The sequence below is a fragment of the Metallibacterium scheffleri genome (assembly GCF_002077135.1).
Taxonomy (GTDB): domain Bacteria; phylum Pseudomonadota; class Gammaproteobacteria; order Xanthomonadales; family Rhodanobacteraceae; genus Metallibacterium; species Metallibacterium scheffleri.
This window is the reverse complement of record NZ_LDOS01000002.1, coordinates 1,556,075-1,572,173: the sequence shown is the minus strand read 5'-3', so window position 1 is coordinate 1,572,173 and position 16,099 is coordinate 1,556,075. Positions and strand designations below refer to the sequence as shown.

Here is a 16,099-nt window from a genome sequence, read left to right as displayed (position 1 = left end):
GCCGCCGGGCACATGCCTCTGGCAAGCGTCATCGCGCGATGCTAAAACGCAAGGGCGAATCCATCGGGGACACGATCATGGCAGGCAAATTTGCAACCAGTTGGGCACTGGTCAAGGCGAGCGCTGCGGTGCTCAGGAGCGACCGCGAGTTGCTCGTGTTCCCGCTGTTGTCGGGTGTGGCCACGCTGCTGGTGGTCGCCAGTTTCGCGCTGCCATTGCTGGCCACGGGCGGACTGGCGCATCTGCACGATGTCACTGCCCGATCCGGCGGCGGGTTTGGCGTCGCCGGATATGCGCTTCTGTTCCTGTTCTACCTGTGCCAGTACACGGTGATCTTCTTTTTCAACACGGCCCTGGTGGGAGCAGCGATGATGCGTCTGGATGGTGATAACCCGACCCTCGCCGATGGCCTGCGCCTGGCGTGGAGCCGGTTGCCCGCCATACTCGGCTATGCGCTGATCGCCGCCACGGTGGGCATGCTGTTGCGCGCGCTGGAGCAACGCGCCGGATTGATCGGCCGCTGGGTCATCGGCCTGCTCGGCGTTGCCTGGACCGTGGCCACTTTTCTGGTCGTGCCGATCCTGGCAGCGACTGATCTCGGACCTGCCCAAGCGGTCAAGGAAAGCGCCAAGCTGCTACGCCGCACCTGGGGCGAAAACCTGATCGGCAATGCCGGGATCAGCATGGCCTTCGGCGTGCTGTTTGTGGCCATCGCGTTGTTGGGCGGCGCGATGTTTCTGGCGAGCGGCTCGCATTCACTCGCAGTGAACGGGGTCGTGGCGGCGGTGTTCGTGCTGGCCTTCATCCTGCTTGGACTGATCCAGAGCGCGCTGCAGGGCATCTATTCCGCCGCGCTGTACCGCTATGCCACCGTCGGCAGCGCCGGCGACGGTTTCGAGGCCACGACGCTGGCGCAGGCGTTTCGCGTCAAGGCTTGATCGCGATGCCGCCCCGCTTGCAGAGCGGGTGGTGTGACCCGCGCCTCGACGCGGCGATGGTCTGGCCCGGTTGCATCGTGTGAAATATGAACCGGGGCCGGACTGCGAGTCCAGCCCTTGGGTTGTTGATTTTTCATGAATGGTCTCGGCTGCATGGACGTCATGCATGCGCTGCGGCTGCGCAACGTGGCGTGCGTATCCCGATCGTGATGGCCATGGCGTCAACGCGCAGTGCGCGGGGTCTCGAGAACGGTTGAACTCTGCGCGTTTCATCCGGTCACATGCCACGCCCGTCGCAGACCGGCGCGGACATCGCGCCAGCGGACGGGCGCTATCGGGGCCGTTGCCGGCCTCCCACGCCGCGCACTGCGCGGCCCGCAACCAAGGACCGAGCATGGCACTGACGCGGCAAGTGATTTCCACATTGAAGGACGATGGCACCGACATCATGGGGCCGGACATCCTCGGCTTTCATTATCCCGATGCAAGCATCGTTTCCGGCAGTCTGCTGACGGTCGAAGCCAACCATTTCGCGGTGCTGAAATCGCGCGGCGCGGTGCTGGCCGTCTATGACACCGGGCAGTATCCGGTGCAGACCCCGGACAAGCCGCTACTCGGTGGTTTCGTCACCGGTTTCTTCGGCGGCAATTCACCTTGGCAGTACGAAGTTCTGTACGTCAATCGCGCCAAGTTGCTGGTACGCAATACCGGCGTGGCGACCTCGGCCGAGATGGCCGAGATGACCTACACCGTGGATTACTACATCCACGTGGACAGCAAGGATGATGCGCTCAAGCTGACCACGCACATGCCTTTCGGCGGGCACTACATCAAGGCCGAGGAAGTGGCGAGCTACGCCGGTCCGGTGGTGGAACAGGCGATCAACCAGGTGATCCAGGTGACGCCGATGGAGCACATCAACGAGCACATCCACGAGATCGTGGAACTGGTGAAGGAGCACATGAGCGCCTTTCTGGCGGTGTACGGAATCACCCTGAACGACGCCAAGGTGCTGGTGCTGCCCAAGGACGAGCGCATGCGCGAGCTGATTTCGCTGCGCGCGTTTGGTCTCAGCGAGATCGAGGCGGTGCGCTACTACACGGCCCTGAAGATGGCCGAGAAGGGCCTGGTGTCGGCGCCGAATGCGGCCTGCGGCACGCCGTTCCAGATCGGTGGCGCCACCATGGGCACCTACCCGATCCCATCGGGCGATGCTTCCGCGCCGCTGACCGGCAAACCCTGAGTTGGACGATGCGGACCGCCACATGCGCGGCGGTCCGCGCGCGGCTTCCATGGAGAGCACACCGTGACCGAGTTCAAGGCCGTCGCCAATCCCATCGACAGCGCGGGTTCGACCAAGCAGTTTCTGTCGAACCTGTTCTACGGCTGGGGCTACAACTTCTACCGCAAGGAAAACCAGCTGCGCGCAGACGATTTGCTGGTGCGCGCCAAGATCAGCGAGATGCTGGTTGCCGCGCGCGCGCATCTGGCCGACCTGGAGCGTGCATGGCGCCGCGAGCACCTGCCGGAACCGACGCGCGAGCACCCCTACGCGGATGCCGCGGCGGTGGCCAGTGTGCAGCAGATGCAACGGGCCCAGCAGTTGATCGAGGCGCTGGAACTGCGCGTGCGCACCGTCGGCGTGCCCGAGATGGATCGCATCAACCAGCGTCACCGCAACGAGCGCGACACGCTCGAGCAATTGGTCAGTGTCGATGGCGAGCTGGTGCTGGCCGCCAAGGGTTTCAGCGATGCCGCGCTGGCGCAGGGCGATGCCGCCGCGCTGGCGATGCAGATGCCGGACTTGCTCGCGCAGTCGGGCCTGGAAAGCGGCCTGGCGCAGCGTCAGCAGGTGCTCTCGGCGCTGGCCGGCTGATTTCGCCATGACTTTCTCCAGTGCTGACCGGAACATCCGCATGGCTATCTCAGGAATCGGTAGCCGCTAGTCGGCAGTTTGGTGGGCGTGGCCGGGCTCCTCGATCCGACTGCGTCGCTCCGGTGCACAGCGGGCATCCAGCGCAAATATCGAAAACGATCAGGCTGTCATCTCCGCGCAGAGCCTGCCTCCGTGAAGACTGGCGCGGAAATCCACGCTCCCCGAAGTCACTGGATCCCCGCCTGCGCGGGGATGAGTGCGCCCGTGAGGGCATCGTATCAGCGCGGTGCAAATCCGCGTCGGGGCAAGCCACAGGCCCTGTAGTTGAAGGTAACTGCGTCGCTGAGAGGCGGGGTGGAGAGCAACCGGAAGCGAACTGATGGTCCGTAGTAAAGCGAACCCGTTTCGGCGGGGTGTTGCGGCGAGCCTGCTCATTCATGGCGAAGCCTGGAACTCACCGATCACGCTGAGGTGGCTGTCAAAGCGATGATCGGGCACACCGTGTGGTTGGGGACGGAACATTGGGAAGGTGCGATGCAGTAAGCGGGGAGACCCGCGCCCGATGTGAACGGGTGCGGGAGTCAGAGCCTTCGTAGTACCGCAGGATCTTGAGTTGAGGTCCGCGAAGCGCGGCTAGCAAAACCGCGTGGAGGGAAGGGAGGCAGGAAGGTGGATTCGGGAGGTTGAGAACGATGCACGCAAACTCATCGCAAGTGCCGGTAACGGCTAAGCACGATGAAGATACCCAGACTCGCGATTGGAGTTGGGTGGAAGCCTCGGTATGGACGGACCGAATGTTGGCAGCGCTGGACAACGGCGTGAAGGGAGGAAAATGGTTCAGCCTGATGGACAAGGTGATGCGTCCGGCGACGCTGCAAGCGGCGTGGGGACGGGTGGTGCGCAATTGCGGAGCGGCCGGGGTGGATCGTCAAAGTGTGGACGCGTTCGCGGCCCATGCCGAGCGCTACCTCGACGAGCTGGCGAGGGCGCTGCGCAGTGACACGTACCGGCCCCAAGCGATCAGGCGGGTCGAGATTCCCAAAGGGCGGGGCCAAACCCGTCCACTGGGGATACCGACGGTGAAGGATCGCGTGGTGCAAACGGCGGTACGGCTGGTGATTGAGCCGATCTTCGAGTCGCTCTTTTGCGCACACAGCTACGGGTTTCGGCCCGGCCGCGGTGCCAAGCGTGCGCTGCGGGAGGTGGATGCACTGCTGCGGGCGGGGTATTGCCATGTGGTGGATGCCGACCTTGCCGGCTACTTTGACAGCATTCCGCACGCCGGTCTGATGGCGCGGGTGCGCGAGCAGATCGCGGATGGCCGCGTACTGCGCTTGCTGGAATCGTGGCTCAAGCAGGAAGTGATGGCGGGACTGGAACGCTGGATCCCCACGGGCGGTACGCCGCAGGGTGCGGTGATCAGTCCGCTGTTGTCCAATATCTACCTGCATGGGCTCGACGAGACGATGGCCGCAGGCGGCTATCGGATGGTGCGTTATGCCGATGACTTCGTGGTGCTGTGTCAGACCGCGGATGAGGCGCAACGTGCGCTGGCCGAGATTGGCACGTGGGTGGACGCCCACGAGCTGACCTTGCACCCGGACAAGACCCACGTCGGCGACTGCCGACAGGTAGGCCGCGGGTTCGAGTTTCTGGGCTATCGGTTCGAGGCCGGTCAACGCCGGGTACGCACGAAGAGCTGGAACGCGATGCTGGACAAAATTCGACAGCACACGCCGCGTACCAAGGGGCGTTCGCTGGCGAGCATCATCAGCCAGATCAACCCGATGCTGCGGGGCTGGTACCAGTACTTCAGGCATGCCCACCGGATCACTTTCAGCAAGCTCGACGGGTTTATCCGCCGGCGTCTGCGCTCTATCCTTCGTGCATACGAGGGTCGGCGTGGGCACGGTCACACCCGCGAGGACCATCAGCGCTGGCCCAATAGCTACTTCGCTCAGCAGGGGCTTTTCACGTTAACCCAAGCCCATGCCTTGGCGTGCCGATCTCGATGAAGCAACCACCCACTGGAGAGCCGTGTGCGGGAGAACCGCACGCACGGTTCGGAGGGCGGGGAGGTGATGAGCCTTCCCGACCCCTATCGAGCGAAGGGATGACGAGCCTGTAAGGATCATTCAAACTTCGAGCCGCCTGCTACTGAATCTGTTCCCGTGATTGCTGACTCCGGAGTGATTCAGCCTGCCGGGTGGTCGGCGAGCTCGAAGTCGGTGTACTGGAAGCGCTGCTCGCGCAGCAGCGTAGTGCCGCGCCGGATCGGCAAGGCTTGGGCGAACAGTGGGCCCTCGTGGCAAAGCGTGTGGAACTCGCCGTGCTCGCCACAAGGGTCGACGTTGGCGGGCAGGGCATCCAGCAGATCGGCATCGAAGGCGCGGCCACTGAAGTCGGCGTCGAGCTGGGTGGTGTCCACGCAGGTGAGCACTGCCTGGTGCCCGGCAGCAATGAAGCTGCGCGCCAGCGCCGCGGTATCCGACCCCCACAGCGGGAAGACACCCTTCCAGCCCAGGTCGGCCAGCAGTTCTTCGCGCCACGCGCGCACGTCGGCCAGAAACAGATCGCCGAAGGCGATGTGCGCCAAATCGGGCGTGGCAACGCGCGCCTGTTCGAGGCTGGCGGCGAAGGTTTGTGCGTAGCTGGTGTTGCTGGCCGGCCAGTCCAGTACCGATTCGAGCAGTGGCAGAGCCAGCGCGGCAGCCTGCGCGTGCAGCACGCTGCGGCGGATGCCATGCATGGCGACGCGATCAAACGCGCCGGTCACCGTGGTCAGCAGGCCGCACACGCGCCAGGCGGGATCGGCGCGCAGGCGCTGCAGTGCCATCAGGCAATCCTTGCCGCCGCTCCACGCCAGCAGGACAGGACGCGGCGCGCTCATCGCAAGCCGCTTGGTGCGCAACCGCATTGACGCGCGCGCATGGCGTGCCGCAGCATGTCTACCGGATTGATCCTTGGAGGACATGGCATGCGCGGCATTGGCTGGATCGTGTTGTGGCTGGCGATGATCATCGTCGGTGTATTGGCCTTCGCGCTGCCGCTGGCGGCCGGATTCATTTCCGCGCTGGTGATTGCGTGGCTGCTGGTCATCGGCGGTATGTTCCATGTCGCCGCCGCCTTCCACGCGCATCGCGCCAAGAGCCGTGCAGTGCACGTGGCGCTGGGATTGTTGTACGTGGCTGCAGGACTGTATCTGGTGTATGTGCCGGGCTTGGCGCTGGTGAGCATGACCCTGGTGCTGGCAGTCGTTTTTTTCACCGGTGGCGTGCTGCGCCTGCTGGCTTGGTATCGGCATCGGCCGGCGCAGGGCGCGCGCTGGTTGTTGATCGATGGTGTCGTCAGCATCGTGTTGGGATTGATGATCGGCCTGGGCTGGCCGGCCAGCAGCGCGTGGGCGCTGGGTACGCTGCTGGGCGCGGTGTTGATCGTCAATGGCATCAGCGGCCTGATGTTCACCCTGGCATTGCGGCGTTCGGCGCAGCGCCTGATGTAGGCGGCATCCGGGACTCTGCCAGAAGCGCCGCGATGGCATCCGGCAGCAGCGGGCGTGCGAACAGGTAGCCCTGGCCTTCTAGACAGCCTGCCGCGAGCAGGAAAGCAAGCTGCGGTTCGGTCTCGATGCCCTCGGCGATGGCTTCCAGGCCGAGACTTTGCGCCAGCGCCAGAATGGCACGCGTGATCGCGGCGTCGTTGGCGTCGTCGGGCAGACCATTGACGAAGGACTGGTCGACCTTGATGGTGCGGATCGCCGGCAGTTTGAGATAGGCCAGCGACGAGTAACCCGTGCCGAAATCGTCCACGGCCACGCCGATGCCGAGCTCGTGCAACGCCGCCAGCGTGTGCCGTGAGCGCTCGCCGATGTGCAGAATCGCGCTTTCGGTCAACTCGATCATCAGCGCCTCGGGCGGGCAGCGGTGCTGCTGCAGCGTGGTGCGCAGATCCTCGACGAACTGTAGATGACGCAGGTGGCTGGCCGAAATATTCACCGCCACGCGCAGCATCGGCAGGCCGGCATCCAGCCAGGCGCGGATCTGTCGGCAGGCCGCGTCGATCACCCATGCGCCCACCGCACGTACCATGCCCAGGCTTTCGGCGAGCGGGATGAACTCGGCCGGTGAGATTTCGCCGCGCTCGGGGTGCTGCCAGCGCAGCAATGCTTCCACCGCGATCAGCTTGCGCGTACGCAAATCGAGGCTGGGCTGGTAGACGAGATGAAACTCGCCGCGCGCGATGGCTTGACGCAATTCCCCGGCCAGAGTCAGGCGCGTGCGCGTCGACGCCTGCATGACCTTGGTATAGACGCGATAGCTGTTGCGCTCGTCGGCCTTGACCGAATACATCGCCGCATCGGCATTGGCGATCAGCGTGGCGGGATCGTCGCCATCCTCGGGGAAGCTGGAGACGCCAATGCTGGCGGACAGGAAAATCTCGTGTTCGAGCACATGAAAAGGTTCGCTGAGTAACAGCAGCAGCTTGCGCACGACGGGCAGGGCCTCGTCGCGCGAGCCGGGATCGAAGAGCAGCAAAGTGAACTCGTCGCCGCCGATGCGACCGGCGCGGTTCTGCCCGGCGATCTGGTTTTGCAGACGCTGTCCGACCTGCTGCAACAACTGATCGCCGAAGGCGTGCCCGTAGCTGTCGTTGACCGCCTTGAAGCCATCCAGATCAAGGAACAGCATAACTGCGCCACGTCCGTGGCGGCGCATATCGATCAGCAGGCGCGCGGCCTCCTGCTCGAATGCGGCGCGATTCAGCAACCCGGTCAGGGGATCGTGCAGGGCGAGGTGTTCAAGCTGGCGCTGATAGGCTTCGGATTCGGAAATGTCGTCGAACACCGCGACATAACGGTGCGGCGTGCCGTCGCTGGCACGGATCGCGCTCAGACTGAGTCGTTCCGGATACGTGCGCCCGTCCTTGCGCCGGCTCTGCACGCGGCCTTGCCAGTGACCGACATAGGCGACTTCCTGCCACAACGCGACATCCAGCGCAGCACCAGTCGACTGGCTGCGCAGCGCGTCCAGCGGCGTGCCGATCAGTTCGCTGACGCTGTATCCGGTCAGCGCCTCGGCGGCGGCGTTGCCACTGATGATGCGGCGCTCGGCATCGGCAATCAGCACGCCTTCGGCGATGTTGGCCAGCGCTTCTGCGGCGACGCGACGGTCTTCCTCCATGCGCAGGCGCTCGGTCATGTCGCGCATGATGGCCAGTTGCACGGCGCGCTCTCCCCACTGGTTGCGGCTGAGGCTGATGGCGACATGGCGCACGCGATCGCCGTTGCCGGCCAGCGCCACGTCGGCATGCGCGCTGGGTGCGGCCGCGTCGTCAAGCCTGGGCAGGCCCTCCGGGAACAGGCTGGCGAAGAGGCGGCCACTGATTTGCTGGCGGCTGCCGCCGATCATGTGCTCGGCGGCCTGGTTGATTTCGAGAATGCGGCCGCTGCCGGCATCGACCACGGCGATGGCGTCGTGCGCGCCGTCCAGCAGGGTGCGATAGCGCGATTCGGAGCCGCGTAATGCGCGCAGGGTGCGCCGCGCGAAGTACAACCAGATCGCCAGCATCAGCAGCGTGGCGCTGCACATCGACCAGAACAGGACGCGCGCCAACCAGGCTGCGCCGAGGGCGATGCTTCTAGAAAATGTATCGGCCAGCGGCGCCACGGTGGCATTGATCCGCAGGATGCGCGCGGCCTCGACGCTGGTTTCGATGGGCGAGGGATGCGGCTGCGCGTACAGCGCCTGCAGGTGCTGCGCGATGCCCGGCAATTCATCCATGGCGGGGTCGCTGGCGCGCCAGCTGCGCAACGCCGTGCTGATATACGGCGCTGCAGCGAGATGCTGCATGGCAAAGACCAGCAGCGGGATGGATTGCGGCAGGGCACCGGTACTGGCGAATGCACGTCGGGCCAGCGCGGGTTGCGGGTGCGCGCCGGCCACGGCATCGCGCCCGGCGCGATCAGCCATGACGACCCGCATGTTGTCCTGATACCCGCGCAAATTCCGAGCATCGCCATGCGTGGCGTAGGCATACAACTCGATGATGGCCTGCTTCTGCGCCTTCGACCAGATGCTCTCGCCATTGAGGAACCCGGCGACGGCAACCTGCACCTGCAGGGCAAACCAGGTCAACAGCAGCACCAGCATCACGATCGCGATCATGCTGACCAGCAACGGACGCAACTGCTGCTCCAACGGCAGCGGTCGCGGGTCCGGGTCGATCTTGCGCATGCCCATCATTCTCCACCAACGCCGCCACGGTACCCGATTGCGCCGCGGCGGAGATGATGGCAAAGCGGGAACTTAGGCCGCAACCGCCTGCACGCTGGTGTTGCGCTGCTGTGCCTGCATGCAATGTTCCAGGGCAATGCGTTTGTAGACATAGGTATTGAGTACGCAGCGTCGCAGGTGATTGGTCGTTTCCGGGCTGGGGTGCGGGCCGACCAGCGTGCTGACGATTTCCAATGCTTCCCAAGGATGGGTATCGTCATACTCGGCGTGCAACTTGAGCCAGCGCATCGCCTTGGCGCGAATGCGCGCCTCGAATCCATAGGCATAAATGTCGTCCTGGGTGACCAGCTGCGCCCATTCACCCGTGATGCCTTCCACCGCATAGTTGGTTGCGAGCATGCCGGCAGCCAGGGTGTCGCTGGCGCTGACCTGCCAGCACCAGTGGCTGAGGATGCCGGCCTCGGGCGCGGCGGCATTGTCGCCGAGCACCACTTCGCGTGGCGCACCAACGGCATCGGACCAGTCCAGCCAGTAATCGGCGTGGTTTTGCTCTACACGGATATTGCGCACCAGCCAGCGCCGCGCCATGTTTTCGCCACGGCTGCGGCCATAGCGCGCCTTGAGCAGATTCATGGCCATGTACTGCGGGAATTGCTCGATCACCGGCCAGGCGCTGAGGATGAAACGCTGCATCGCAGCGTCGGACAGGCTGCCCTCGCGCATCATGGCCCAGATCGGATGCTCGAGTACCGCACGCTTGGCCGGTTCGCAGCTTTCCATGACCTCCTGTGCCCACAGCGGATAACTGCGCAGATCCTTCAGTGCACCGGTACGCACAAATTCGTTGTTCATTGCTCGCTCCTCAGGGGTGGATGCAAGCAAGCTATAGCATGATTGTGAACGATTGTGTCAAACGCACACGCTACGATTTCATCCAGCGTGATGCACGCAACAGCGCGGGCGAGACATGAGCATGACGTACACGCCCGGCCCGTGCCGGGCATGGACGCGTGGTGCATGCGCGGTGCACAACGGCATGGCGCAATGCGATACGGTAATCGCTCAGCCCGTGCGCGAAGCGCGCTTGCGGTCATTCTCGGTGAGGTTTTTCTTGCGCAGGCGGATGCCCTTGGGCGTGACCTCGACCAGCTCATCCTCCTCGATGAATTCCAGCGCCTGTTCCAGCGACATCTTCACTGGCGGCGTGAGCGAGACATTTTCGTCCTTGCCGGCAGCGCGGATATTGGTCATCTGCTTCTCGCGCAGCGCGTTCACGGTGAGGTCGTTGTCCTTGGCGTGGATGCCCACCAGCTGGCCTTCGTAGATTTCCTCGCCGCCGCCCACCAGCAGGCGCCCGCGTTCCTGCAGCGCCATCAGCGCATAGGGCGGGGCGCGGCCGGTGCCGTTGGAGATCATCACGCCGTTGGGGCGCTTGGCGATGGCGCCATCGCCGCGCGGGCCGTAGTGATCGAACACGTGGAACAGCAGTCCAGTGCCCGCGGTGAGGGTGCGAAACTCGGTCTGGAAGCCGATCAGTCCACGCGCCGGGATGACGTAATCGATGCGCACACGGCCCTTGCCGTCCGGCACCATGTTCTTCAACTGGCCGCGACGCATGCCCAAGCGCTCCATCACGCCGCCCTGGTAGGACTCTTCGAGATCCACCACCAGTTGCTCGTAAGGTTCCATCATCTGGCCGTCGATTTCCTTGATGATGACCTCGGGACGCGATACCGCCAGCTCGTAACTTTCGCGCCGCATGTTCTCGATCAGCACCGATAGGTGCAGCTCGCCGCGGCCGGATACCTTGAACTTGTCGGCGTCCTCGGTTTCCTCCACGCGCAGCGCGACGTTGTGCAGTGTTTCGCGCGCCAGGCGCTCGCGCAACTGGCGGCTGGTGAGGTACTTGCCGCCACCGTGTTCCTTGTTGCCGGCGAACGGCGAGGTATTGACCTGGAACGTCATGCTGATGGTCGGCTCGTCCACGGTCAGCGCTGGCAGCGCCTCGGGTGCGGACGGGTCGCACACCGTATCGGAAATGCTCAGGCCCTCGAGGCCCGAGATCGCGACAATGTCACCGGCCGTGGCTTCCGGCACCTCGCGCCGATCCAGGCCGAGAAAGCCCAGTACCTGCAGCACGCGTCCGTTGCGGCGCTTGCCTTCGCGGTCGACCACCGTCACCGCGGTGTTGGTGCGTATGCGCCCGCGCTGGATGCGGCCGATGCCGATCAGGCCTACATAGCTCGAATAATCGAGCTGGCTGATGCGCATCTGGAACGGGCCTTCCGGGTCCACCTGCGGCGGCGCCACATGACGCATGATCGCTTCAAACAGCGGGGTCATGTCGCCGTCGCGCGCCTCCGGGTCATCGCTGGCGTAGCCGTGCAGCGCCGAGGCGTAGACCACCGGAAAGTCGAGTTGCTCGTTGCTCGCGCCGAGGCGGTCGAACAGATCGAACGTGGCGTTCAGTACCCAATCCGGGCGCGCGCCGGGGCGGTCGATCTTGTTGATCACCACGATCGGCTTGAAGCCCATGTTGAAGGCTTTCTGCGTGACGAAGCGCGTCTGCGGCATCGGGCCATCCATGGCATCGACCAGGATCAGTACCGAGTCGACCATCGACAGCACGCGCTCGACCTCGCCGCCGAAATCGGCATGGCCCGGGGTATCGACGATGTTGATGCGGTTTTCACGCCAGTTGATCGCGGTGTTCTTGGCCAGGATGGTGATGCCGCGCTCGCGTTCCTGATCGTTCGAGTCCATCACGCGGTCCGGCACCACGGCGCGCTCGCTGAGCGTGCCGGACTGCTTCAGCAGCTGGTCGACCAGCGTGGTCTTGCCATGATCGACGTGGGCGACGATGGCGATGTTGCGCAGATTTTCGATGGACATGCGAGAACGCCCGCGGATACGCCGCAGACCCTGCCGGTGGTGGAATAGCCGCCTAGTGTAGCCGTTCGCATCGCCATTGGGTGCGCTGCAGCATCGGCGCGCGCTTGACCGCAGTGTCCGCGGCGATCTCGGGTATCGTGTGCGCCCCGTGCCGAGCCTGGCGCGAACATCATTTCCACTTGCGAGGCCACCCATGTCACTGATCGCCACCTTCCACACCGCTCGCGGGCCGATCCGCGTCGAACTGTTCGCCGACAAGGCGCCGCTGACCGTGGCCAACTTCGTCAATCTGGTAAGGCGTGGCTATTACGACGGCTTGAATTTCCACCGCGTCATCGCTGATTTCATGATCCAGGGCGGTTGCCCCAACGGCGACGGGCGTGGTGGTCCGGGTTACCGCTTCGAGGACGAGTGCCGCAGTGACCTGCGCCATGACAGACCCGGCATCCTGTCGATGGCCAATGCGGGTCCCGGCACCAACGGCAGCCAGTTCTTCATTACCCATGTGGCCACGCCGTGGCTGGATGGCAAGCACACCGTCTTCGGCGCGGTGCTTGGTGCCGACGATCAGAAAATGGTTGATGCCATCCGCGCCGATGACAAGCTGGAACGCATCACCCTGGAAGGCGATGCCGACGCGGTGCTCGCCGCGCAGGCCGCGCGCGTGGCCGAGTGGAACAAGGTGCTCGACGCGCGTTGAGCGCGTCCGCACGCTCAGGATTGCCGCGTCAGCATCCGGTGCAGCAACAGCAGCAGCATCGCGCCGACCACCGAGGCGATGAAGCCGGCAGGCTGGCCGGGCGCGTACCAGCCCAGCGTCTGACCGGCCCAGGTGCCGACGATGGATCCGGCGATGCCGAGCAGCGCGGTGAGGATGATGCCGTGCGGGCCGCGGCCGGGCGTGAGCGCACGCGCCAGCAGGCCGATGATCAAGCCGATGATGAAGACCGCGATCCAGTGCATGGTGCCTCCACCCGATACTGGCGTCATGATGCGACAGGCAGCGGCGCGACGCACGCGGCGCGCCGTCGTGGCGGCAACGCGTGGCCGGGCGCTGCAACACGCGTGGTAGAATTGCGGCTTTGACGCGCGAGGAATTCCGATGTTGCAGCTCGCCCAGCGCATGGGTCGCGCCAAGCCCAGCGCGATCATGGTCATCGCCGAAAAGGCCAAGGCGCTCAAGGCCTCGGGCCGTGATGTGATCAGTTTTTCCATCGGCGTACCCAATTTCCTGCCGGGTCCGCACGTCTACGAGGCGGTGCGCAAGGCGCTGGAGCACGACAGCGGGCAATACGGCTCCAACCGCGGCAGCAACGAACTGCTGGATGCCTTCCTGAAGCATCTGCAGCAGGCCGGATTCAGTGGCTATGCGCGCGAGAATCTGTCCACCGGCGTGGGCGCCAAGCACGTGCTGTACAACCTGGCCGAAGCGCTGCTCGACGAAGGTGACGAGATCGCCTTTCCGACGCCCTACTGGACCAGCTACATGGACATCGCCGAGATCGTCGGCGCCAGGGTCAAGCTGCTGCCATGTCCGCCCACGCAGGGTTACAAGCTGACGCCGCAGCAGCTCGATGCCGCACTGACGCCATCCACGCGCGTGTTCCTGTTCAACAACCCGTCCAATCCCACCGGCATGGTCTACACGCGCGCCGAGATCGCCGCACTGGCCGAGGTGCTGGTGCGCAAGCCGGACACATGGATCATCACCGACGACATCTACCACCGCATGGTGTTCGACGGCCTTGGTTATCACAATTTCGTGCACCTCAGACCAGAGCTGACCGAGCGCACGATCTTCGTCGATTCACTGTCCAAAACTTACGGCATGCCGGGCTGGCGCGTGGGCTTCATGGCTGGACCCAAGGCCGTGGCCACGGCGGTGACCACGCTCAATTCCAACCACATCACCAATCTGCCGGAAATCGTCACCGCTGCCGCAGTGGCGGCGCTCACGGGTCCGCAGGACGTGACCGCGCGCGAATGCGCCGATTTCACCCGGCGTCGCGACCGCGTGCACGCTGCGCTCAGCGCGATTCCCGGTGTGTCCTGCCCGCGTCCGCAGGGCGCGTTCTATGCGTTCCCCGATATCTCGGCGTTCTTCGGCAAACGCTGCGGTGACCAGGTCATCGCCGATGACGTCGCGTTTTGCGCCGCGCTGCTCGAGCACCAGGGCGTGGCGTGCGTGCCCGGCTCGGCCTTCGGCGAACCGCGCGCGCTGCGCATCTCCTACACCTGCCCGGCGGCACAGCTTGAGCCTGGCCTCCAGCGCATCGCCGCGTTTTGCGCGGCGCTGGTCTGAGTCGGATAGCCGGTCGCTGGCCATGTCGTGTGCCGCCGTCGGTGGCCGGCACCCAAGCTTTCACAATCCCCAAGCGGAGTCTCCCTCATGAAAACCCCCGTACGTGTTGCCGTCACCGGCGCCGCCGGCCAGATCGGCTACGCCCTGTTGTTTCGCATCGCCGCTGGCGACATGCTGGGCAAGGATCAGCCCGTCATCCTGCATCTGCTCGAGATCACGCCCGCGCTGCCGGCGCTGCAGGGCGTGGTGATGGAACTCAACGACTGCGCGTTTCCGCTGCTGCACGGCATCGTCGCCACCGATGACGCCAACGTCGCTTTCAAGGACGTCGATTTCGCGCTGCTGGTCGGTTCGCGCCCGCGTGGCCCCGGCATGGAGCGCAAGGATCTGCTTGAGATCAACGGCGGCATCTTCGCGCCGCAGGGCAAGGCGCTGAACGCGCATGCCAAGCGTCACGTCAAGGTGTTGGTGGTGGGCAACCCGGCCAATACCAACGCGCTGATTGCACAGGCCAACGCGCCGGATCTCGACCCGAAGTGCTTCACCGCGATGGTGCGGCTCGACCACAACCGCGCGCTGTCACTGCTGGCCGAAAAAACCGGCACGCACACCACCGGCATCCGCAAAGTGACGGTATGGGGCAACCACAGTTCCACGCAGTATCCCGATCTGCACCACGCCAGCGTCGACGGCAAGCCGGCGCTGGCGCTGGTCGATCAGGCCTGGTACGAGAAGGACTTCATTCCCGTCGTGCAGCAGCGCGGCGCGGCCATCATCAAGGCCCGCGGCGCATCCTCTGCCGCCAGTGCCGCCAGTGCCGCGATCGACCACATGCGCACCTGGGTGATGGGCACGGCGGAAGGCGACTGGGTGTCCATGTCGATTCCTTCCGAGGGCAGCTATGGCATCGCGCCCGGCCTGATCTTCGGCTATCCAGTCACCTGCAAGGATGGCAAGTACACCATCGTGCAGGGGCTGGCGATCAACGAGTTCTCGCGTGCGCGCATCGCCGCCACCGAGAAGGAACTGCGCGAGGAGCGCGCCGGCGTCGAGCATCTGCTCGGGCGCTGAGCAGCCACGGCACGGGTCCGAGTTCAAGCGGCGGCCTGCGGGTCGCCGCTGCGTTTCAGGCATCGCCAAGATGGCTTTGCAGCATCGCCAGCGCGGCCAGTCCGGCGGTCTCGGTGCGCAGCACGCGCGGACCCAGCGCCAGACCCCTGGCGCCTGCTGCGCGCAACATCAGTAGATCGGCGGCATCGAGGCCACCCTCGGGCCCGATCACCAGTTGCGCCGCGGACAGCGCCGGCAGATCGCGTATTCGCAGCGTTGCCTGCGGATCGAGCGTGAACAGTGCCGCGTCGGGTTCGCGCGTGCGCAGCCACGCCGCCAGCGATTGCGGCAACAGCAGGTGCGGCAGGCGCGCGCGCCCGCACTGCTCGCAGGCGCTGGCGATCACACCGCGCCAGTGCGCGATGCGTTTCTCGCCGCGCTGTGCATCAAGGCGCACTTCGGTGCGCACGGTCAGCACCGGGGCGATTCCGGCCACGCCCAGCTCGGTGGCCTTCTGCAGAATCCAGTCCATCTTTTCGGCGCGCGCGATGCCCTGGACCAAGGTGAGACGCAGCGGCGATTCCGCAGCCGCGGGGGTCATGCGTTCGAGGATGCGCACGCGCGCGCCGCCGCGCGCGGCGTCGAGCAATCGTGCGGCATAGTCGTGGCCATCGCCGTTGAACAACGTCAGTGCATCGCCAGGACGCAGGCGCAGCACGCGCGTAGCGTGCTCGCTGGCGGCGATGGGCAGCGCCAGTTCGACGCCCGGCGTGAGCACTGCGTCGACATGGAGACGGATGCAGCGCAT

The 16,099-nt window shown here is 65.1% G+C and carries 14 protein-coding genes; 8 read left to right on the top strand and 6 right to left on the bottom strand.

Translation table 11 applies throughout. The features are described 5' to 3' along the window. Positions 1–77: 77 nt before the first annotated feature. From Mschef_RS12395 to ltrA, 4 genes are all read left to right on the top strand, one after another. Positions 78–938 (top strand): DUF6159 family protein, encoded by an 861-nt coding sequence (locus Mschef_RS12395; protein WP_081130016.1) that lies wholly within the window; start codon positions 78–80, stop codon positions 936–938. Between the two features lie 394 nt (positions 939–1,332). Next, the gene (locus tag Mschef_RS12390; protein ID WP_081128864.1) at positions 1,333–2,181 is read left to right on the top strand and encodes an SPFH domain-containing protein; all 849 of its coding nucleotides are present in this window, start codon (positions 1,333–1,335) and stop codon (positions 2,179–2,181) included. 63 nt (positions 2,182–2,244) lie between these two features. Beyond that, positions 2,245–2,814 (top strand): hypothetical protein, encoded by a 570-nt coding sequence (locus Mschef_RS12385; protein WP_081128862.1) that lies wholly within the window; start codon positions 2,245–2,247, stop codon positions 2,812–2,814. A gap of 794 nt (positions 2,815–3,608) precedes the next feature. Further along, on the top strand, positions 3,609–4,829 hold the full coding sequence (gene ltrA / locus Mschef_RS12380) for a group II intron reverse transcriptase/maturase (RefSeq protein WP_081128531.1): 1,221 nt from the start codon (positions 3,609–3,611) through the stop codon (positions 4,827–4,829). A gap of 179 nt (positions 4,830–5,008) precedes the next feature. Here ltrA and Mschef_RS12375 read toward each other — a convergent pair whose 3' ends face one another. After that, the gene (locus tag Mschef_RS12375) at positions 5,009–5,704 is read right to left on the bottom strand and encodes a Dph6-related ATP pyrophosphatase (RefSeq protein WP_081130015.1); all 696 of its coding nucleotides are present in this window, start codon (positions 5,702–5,704) and stop codon (positions 5,009–5,011) included. 54 nt (positions 5,705–5,758) lie between these two features. Here Mschef_RS12375 and Mschef_RS12370 point away from each other — a divergent pair, with 54 nt between their 5' ends. Next, positions 5,759–6,316 carry an HdeD family acid-resistance protein gene (locus Mschef_RS12370; protein WP_168708831.1) on the top strand — a complete coding sequence of 186 codons (558 nt, stop codon included), beginning with the start codon at positions 5,759–5,761 and terminating at the stop codon, positions 6,314–6,316. On the opposite strand, the gene Mschef_RS12365 is transcribed toward Mschef_RS12370, so the two are convergent. The 3 genes from Mschef_RS12365 to typA form a co-directional block, all read right to left on the bottom strand. Then, entirely contained in the window at positions 6,276–9,047 is a 2,772-nt protein-coding gene (locus Mschef_RS12365; RefSeq protein WP_081130014.1) for a putative bifunctional diguanylate cyclase/phosphodiesterase, read from the bottom strand. The genes Mschef_RS12370 and Mschef_RS12365 overlap by 41 nt on opposite strands. A 72-nt stretch (positions 9,048–9,119) precedes the next feature. Further along, complete coding sequence (locus tag Mschef_RS12360; protein ID WP_081128858.1) at positions 9,120–9,899, bottom strand: iron-containing redox enzyme family protein; 780 nt, start codon at positions 9,897–9,899, stop codon at positions 9,120–9,122. Positions 9,900–10,109: 210 nt separating this feature from the next. Next, positions 10,110–11,939 (bottom strand): translational GTPase TypA, encoded by a 1,830-nt coding sequence (gene typA, locus Mschef_RS12355; RefSeq protein ID WP_081128856.1) that lies wholly within the window; start codon positions 11,937–11,939, stop codon positions 10,110–10,112. A 193-nt stretch (positions 11,940–12,132) separates the two neighbouring features. Here typA and Mschef_RS12350 point away from each other — a divergent pair, with 193 nt between their 5' ends. Next, complete coding sequence (locus tag Mschef_RS12350; protein ID WP_081128854.1) at positions 12,133–12,639, top strand: peptidylprolyl isomerase; 507 nt, start codon at positions 12,133–12,135, stop codon at positions 12,637–12,639. A 14-nt stretch (positions 12,640–12,653) separates the two neighbouring features. Here the strand turns inward: Mschef_RS12350 and Mschef_RS12345 are convergent, their stop codons facing one another. Further along, positions 12,654–12,902, bottom strand: coding sequence for a GlsB/YeaQ/YmgE family stress response membrane protein (locus tag Mschef_RS12345; RefSeq protein WP_081130013.1), 249 nt, complete (start codon positions 12,900–12,902; stop codon positions 12,654–12,656). Between the two features lie 139 nt (positions 12,903–13,041). On the opposite strand from Mschef_RS12345, the gene Mschef_RS12340 reads away from it, so the two are divergent. Then, on the top strand, positions 13,042–14,241 hold the full coding sequence (locus Mschef_RS12340) for a pyridoxal phosphate-dependent aminotransferase (RefSeq protein ID WP_081128852.1): 1,200 nt from the start codon (positions 13,042–13,044) through the stop codon (positions 14,239–14,241). A gap of 87 nt (positions 14,242–14,328) precedes the next feature. Beyond that, positions 14,329–15,312, top strand: a complete 984-nt coding sequence (locus Mschef_RS12335) for a malate dehydrogenase (RefSeq protein ID WP_081128850.1) — start codon at positions 14,329–14,331, stop codon at positions 15,310–15,312. Positions 15,313–15,367: 55 nt separating this feature from the next. On the opposite strand, the gene Mschef_RS12330 is transcribed toward Mschef_RS12335, so the two are convergent. Next, positions 15,368–16,099, bottom strand: a complete 732-nt coding sequence (locus tag Mschef_RS12330) for a 16S rRNA (uracil(1498)-N(3))-methyltransferase (RefSeq protein WP_081128848.1) — start codon at positions 16,097–16,099, stop codon at positions 15,368–15,370.

What these genes read in the sequence shown, in the direction of transcription:
- Mschef_RS12395 (WP_081130016.1), top strand. Translation starts at nt 78, where the DNA reads ATGGCAGGCAAATTTGCAACCAGTTGGGCACTGGTCAAGGCGAGCGCT.
- Mschef_RS12390 (WP_081128864.1), top strand. Translation starts at nt 1,333, where the DNA reads ATGGCACTGACGCGGCAAGTGATTTCCACATTGAAGGACGATGGCACC.
- ltrA (WP_081128531.1), top strand. Translation starts at nt 3,609, where the DNA reads ATGTTGGCAGCGCTGGACAACGGCGTGAAGGGAGGAAAATGGTTCAGC.
- Mschef_RS12375 (WP_081130015.1), bottom strand. Translation starts at nt 5,704, where the DNA reads ATGAGCGCGCCGCGTCCTGTCCTGCTGGCGTGGAGCGGCGGCAAGGAT.
- Mschef_RS12370 (WP_168708831.1), top strand. Translation starts at nt 5,759, where the DNA reads ATGTCTACCGGATTGATCCTTGGAGGACATGGCATGCGCGGCATTGGC.
- Mschef_RS12365 (WP_081130014.1), bottom strand. Translation starts at nt 9,047, where the DNA reads ATGCGCAAGATCGACCCGGACCCGCGACCGCTGCCGTTGGAGCAGCAG.
- Mschef_RS12360 (WP_081128858.1), bottom strand. Translation starts at nt 9,899, where the DNA reads ATGAACAACGAATTTGTGCGTACCGGTGCACTGAAGGATCTGCGCAGT.
- typA (WP_081128856.1), bottom strand. Translation starts at nt 11,939, where the DNA reads ATGTCCATCGAAAATCTGCGCAACATCGCCATCGTCGCCCACGTCGAT.
- Mschef_RS12350 (WP_081128854.1), top strand. Translation starts at nt 12,133, where the DNA reads ATGTCACTGATCGCCACCTTCCACACCGCTCGCGGGCCGATCCGCGTC.
- Mschef_RS12345 (WP_081130013.1), bottom strand. Translation starts at nt 12,902, where the DNA reads ATGCACTGGATCGCGGTCTTCATCATCGGCTTGATCATCGGCCTGCTG.
- Mschef_RS12340 (WP_081128852.1), top strand. Translation starts at nt 13,042, where the DNA reads ATGTTGCAGCTCGCCCAGCGCATGGGTCGCGCCAAGCCCAGCGCGATC.
- Mschef_RS12335 (WP_081128850.1), top strand. Translation starts at nt 14,329, where the DNA reads ATGAAAACCCCCGTACGTGTTGCCGTCACCGGCGCCGCCGGCCAGATC.
- Mschef_RS12330 (WP_081128848.1), bottom strand. Translation starts at nt 16,099, where the DNA reads ATGCGCTGCATCCGTCTCCATGTCGACGCAGTGCTCACGCCGGGCGTC.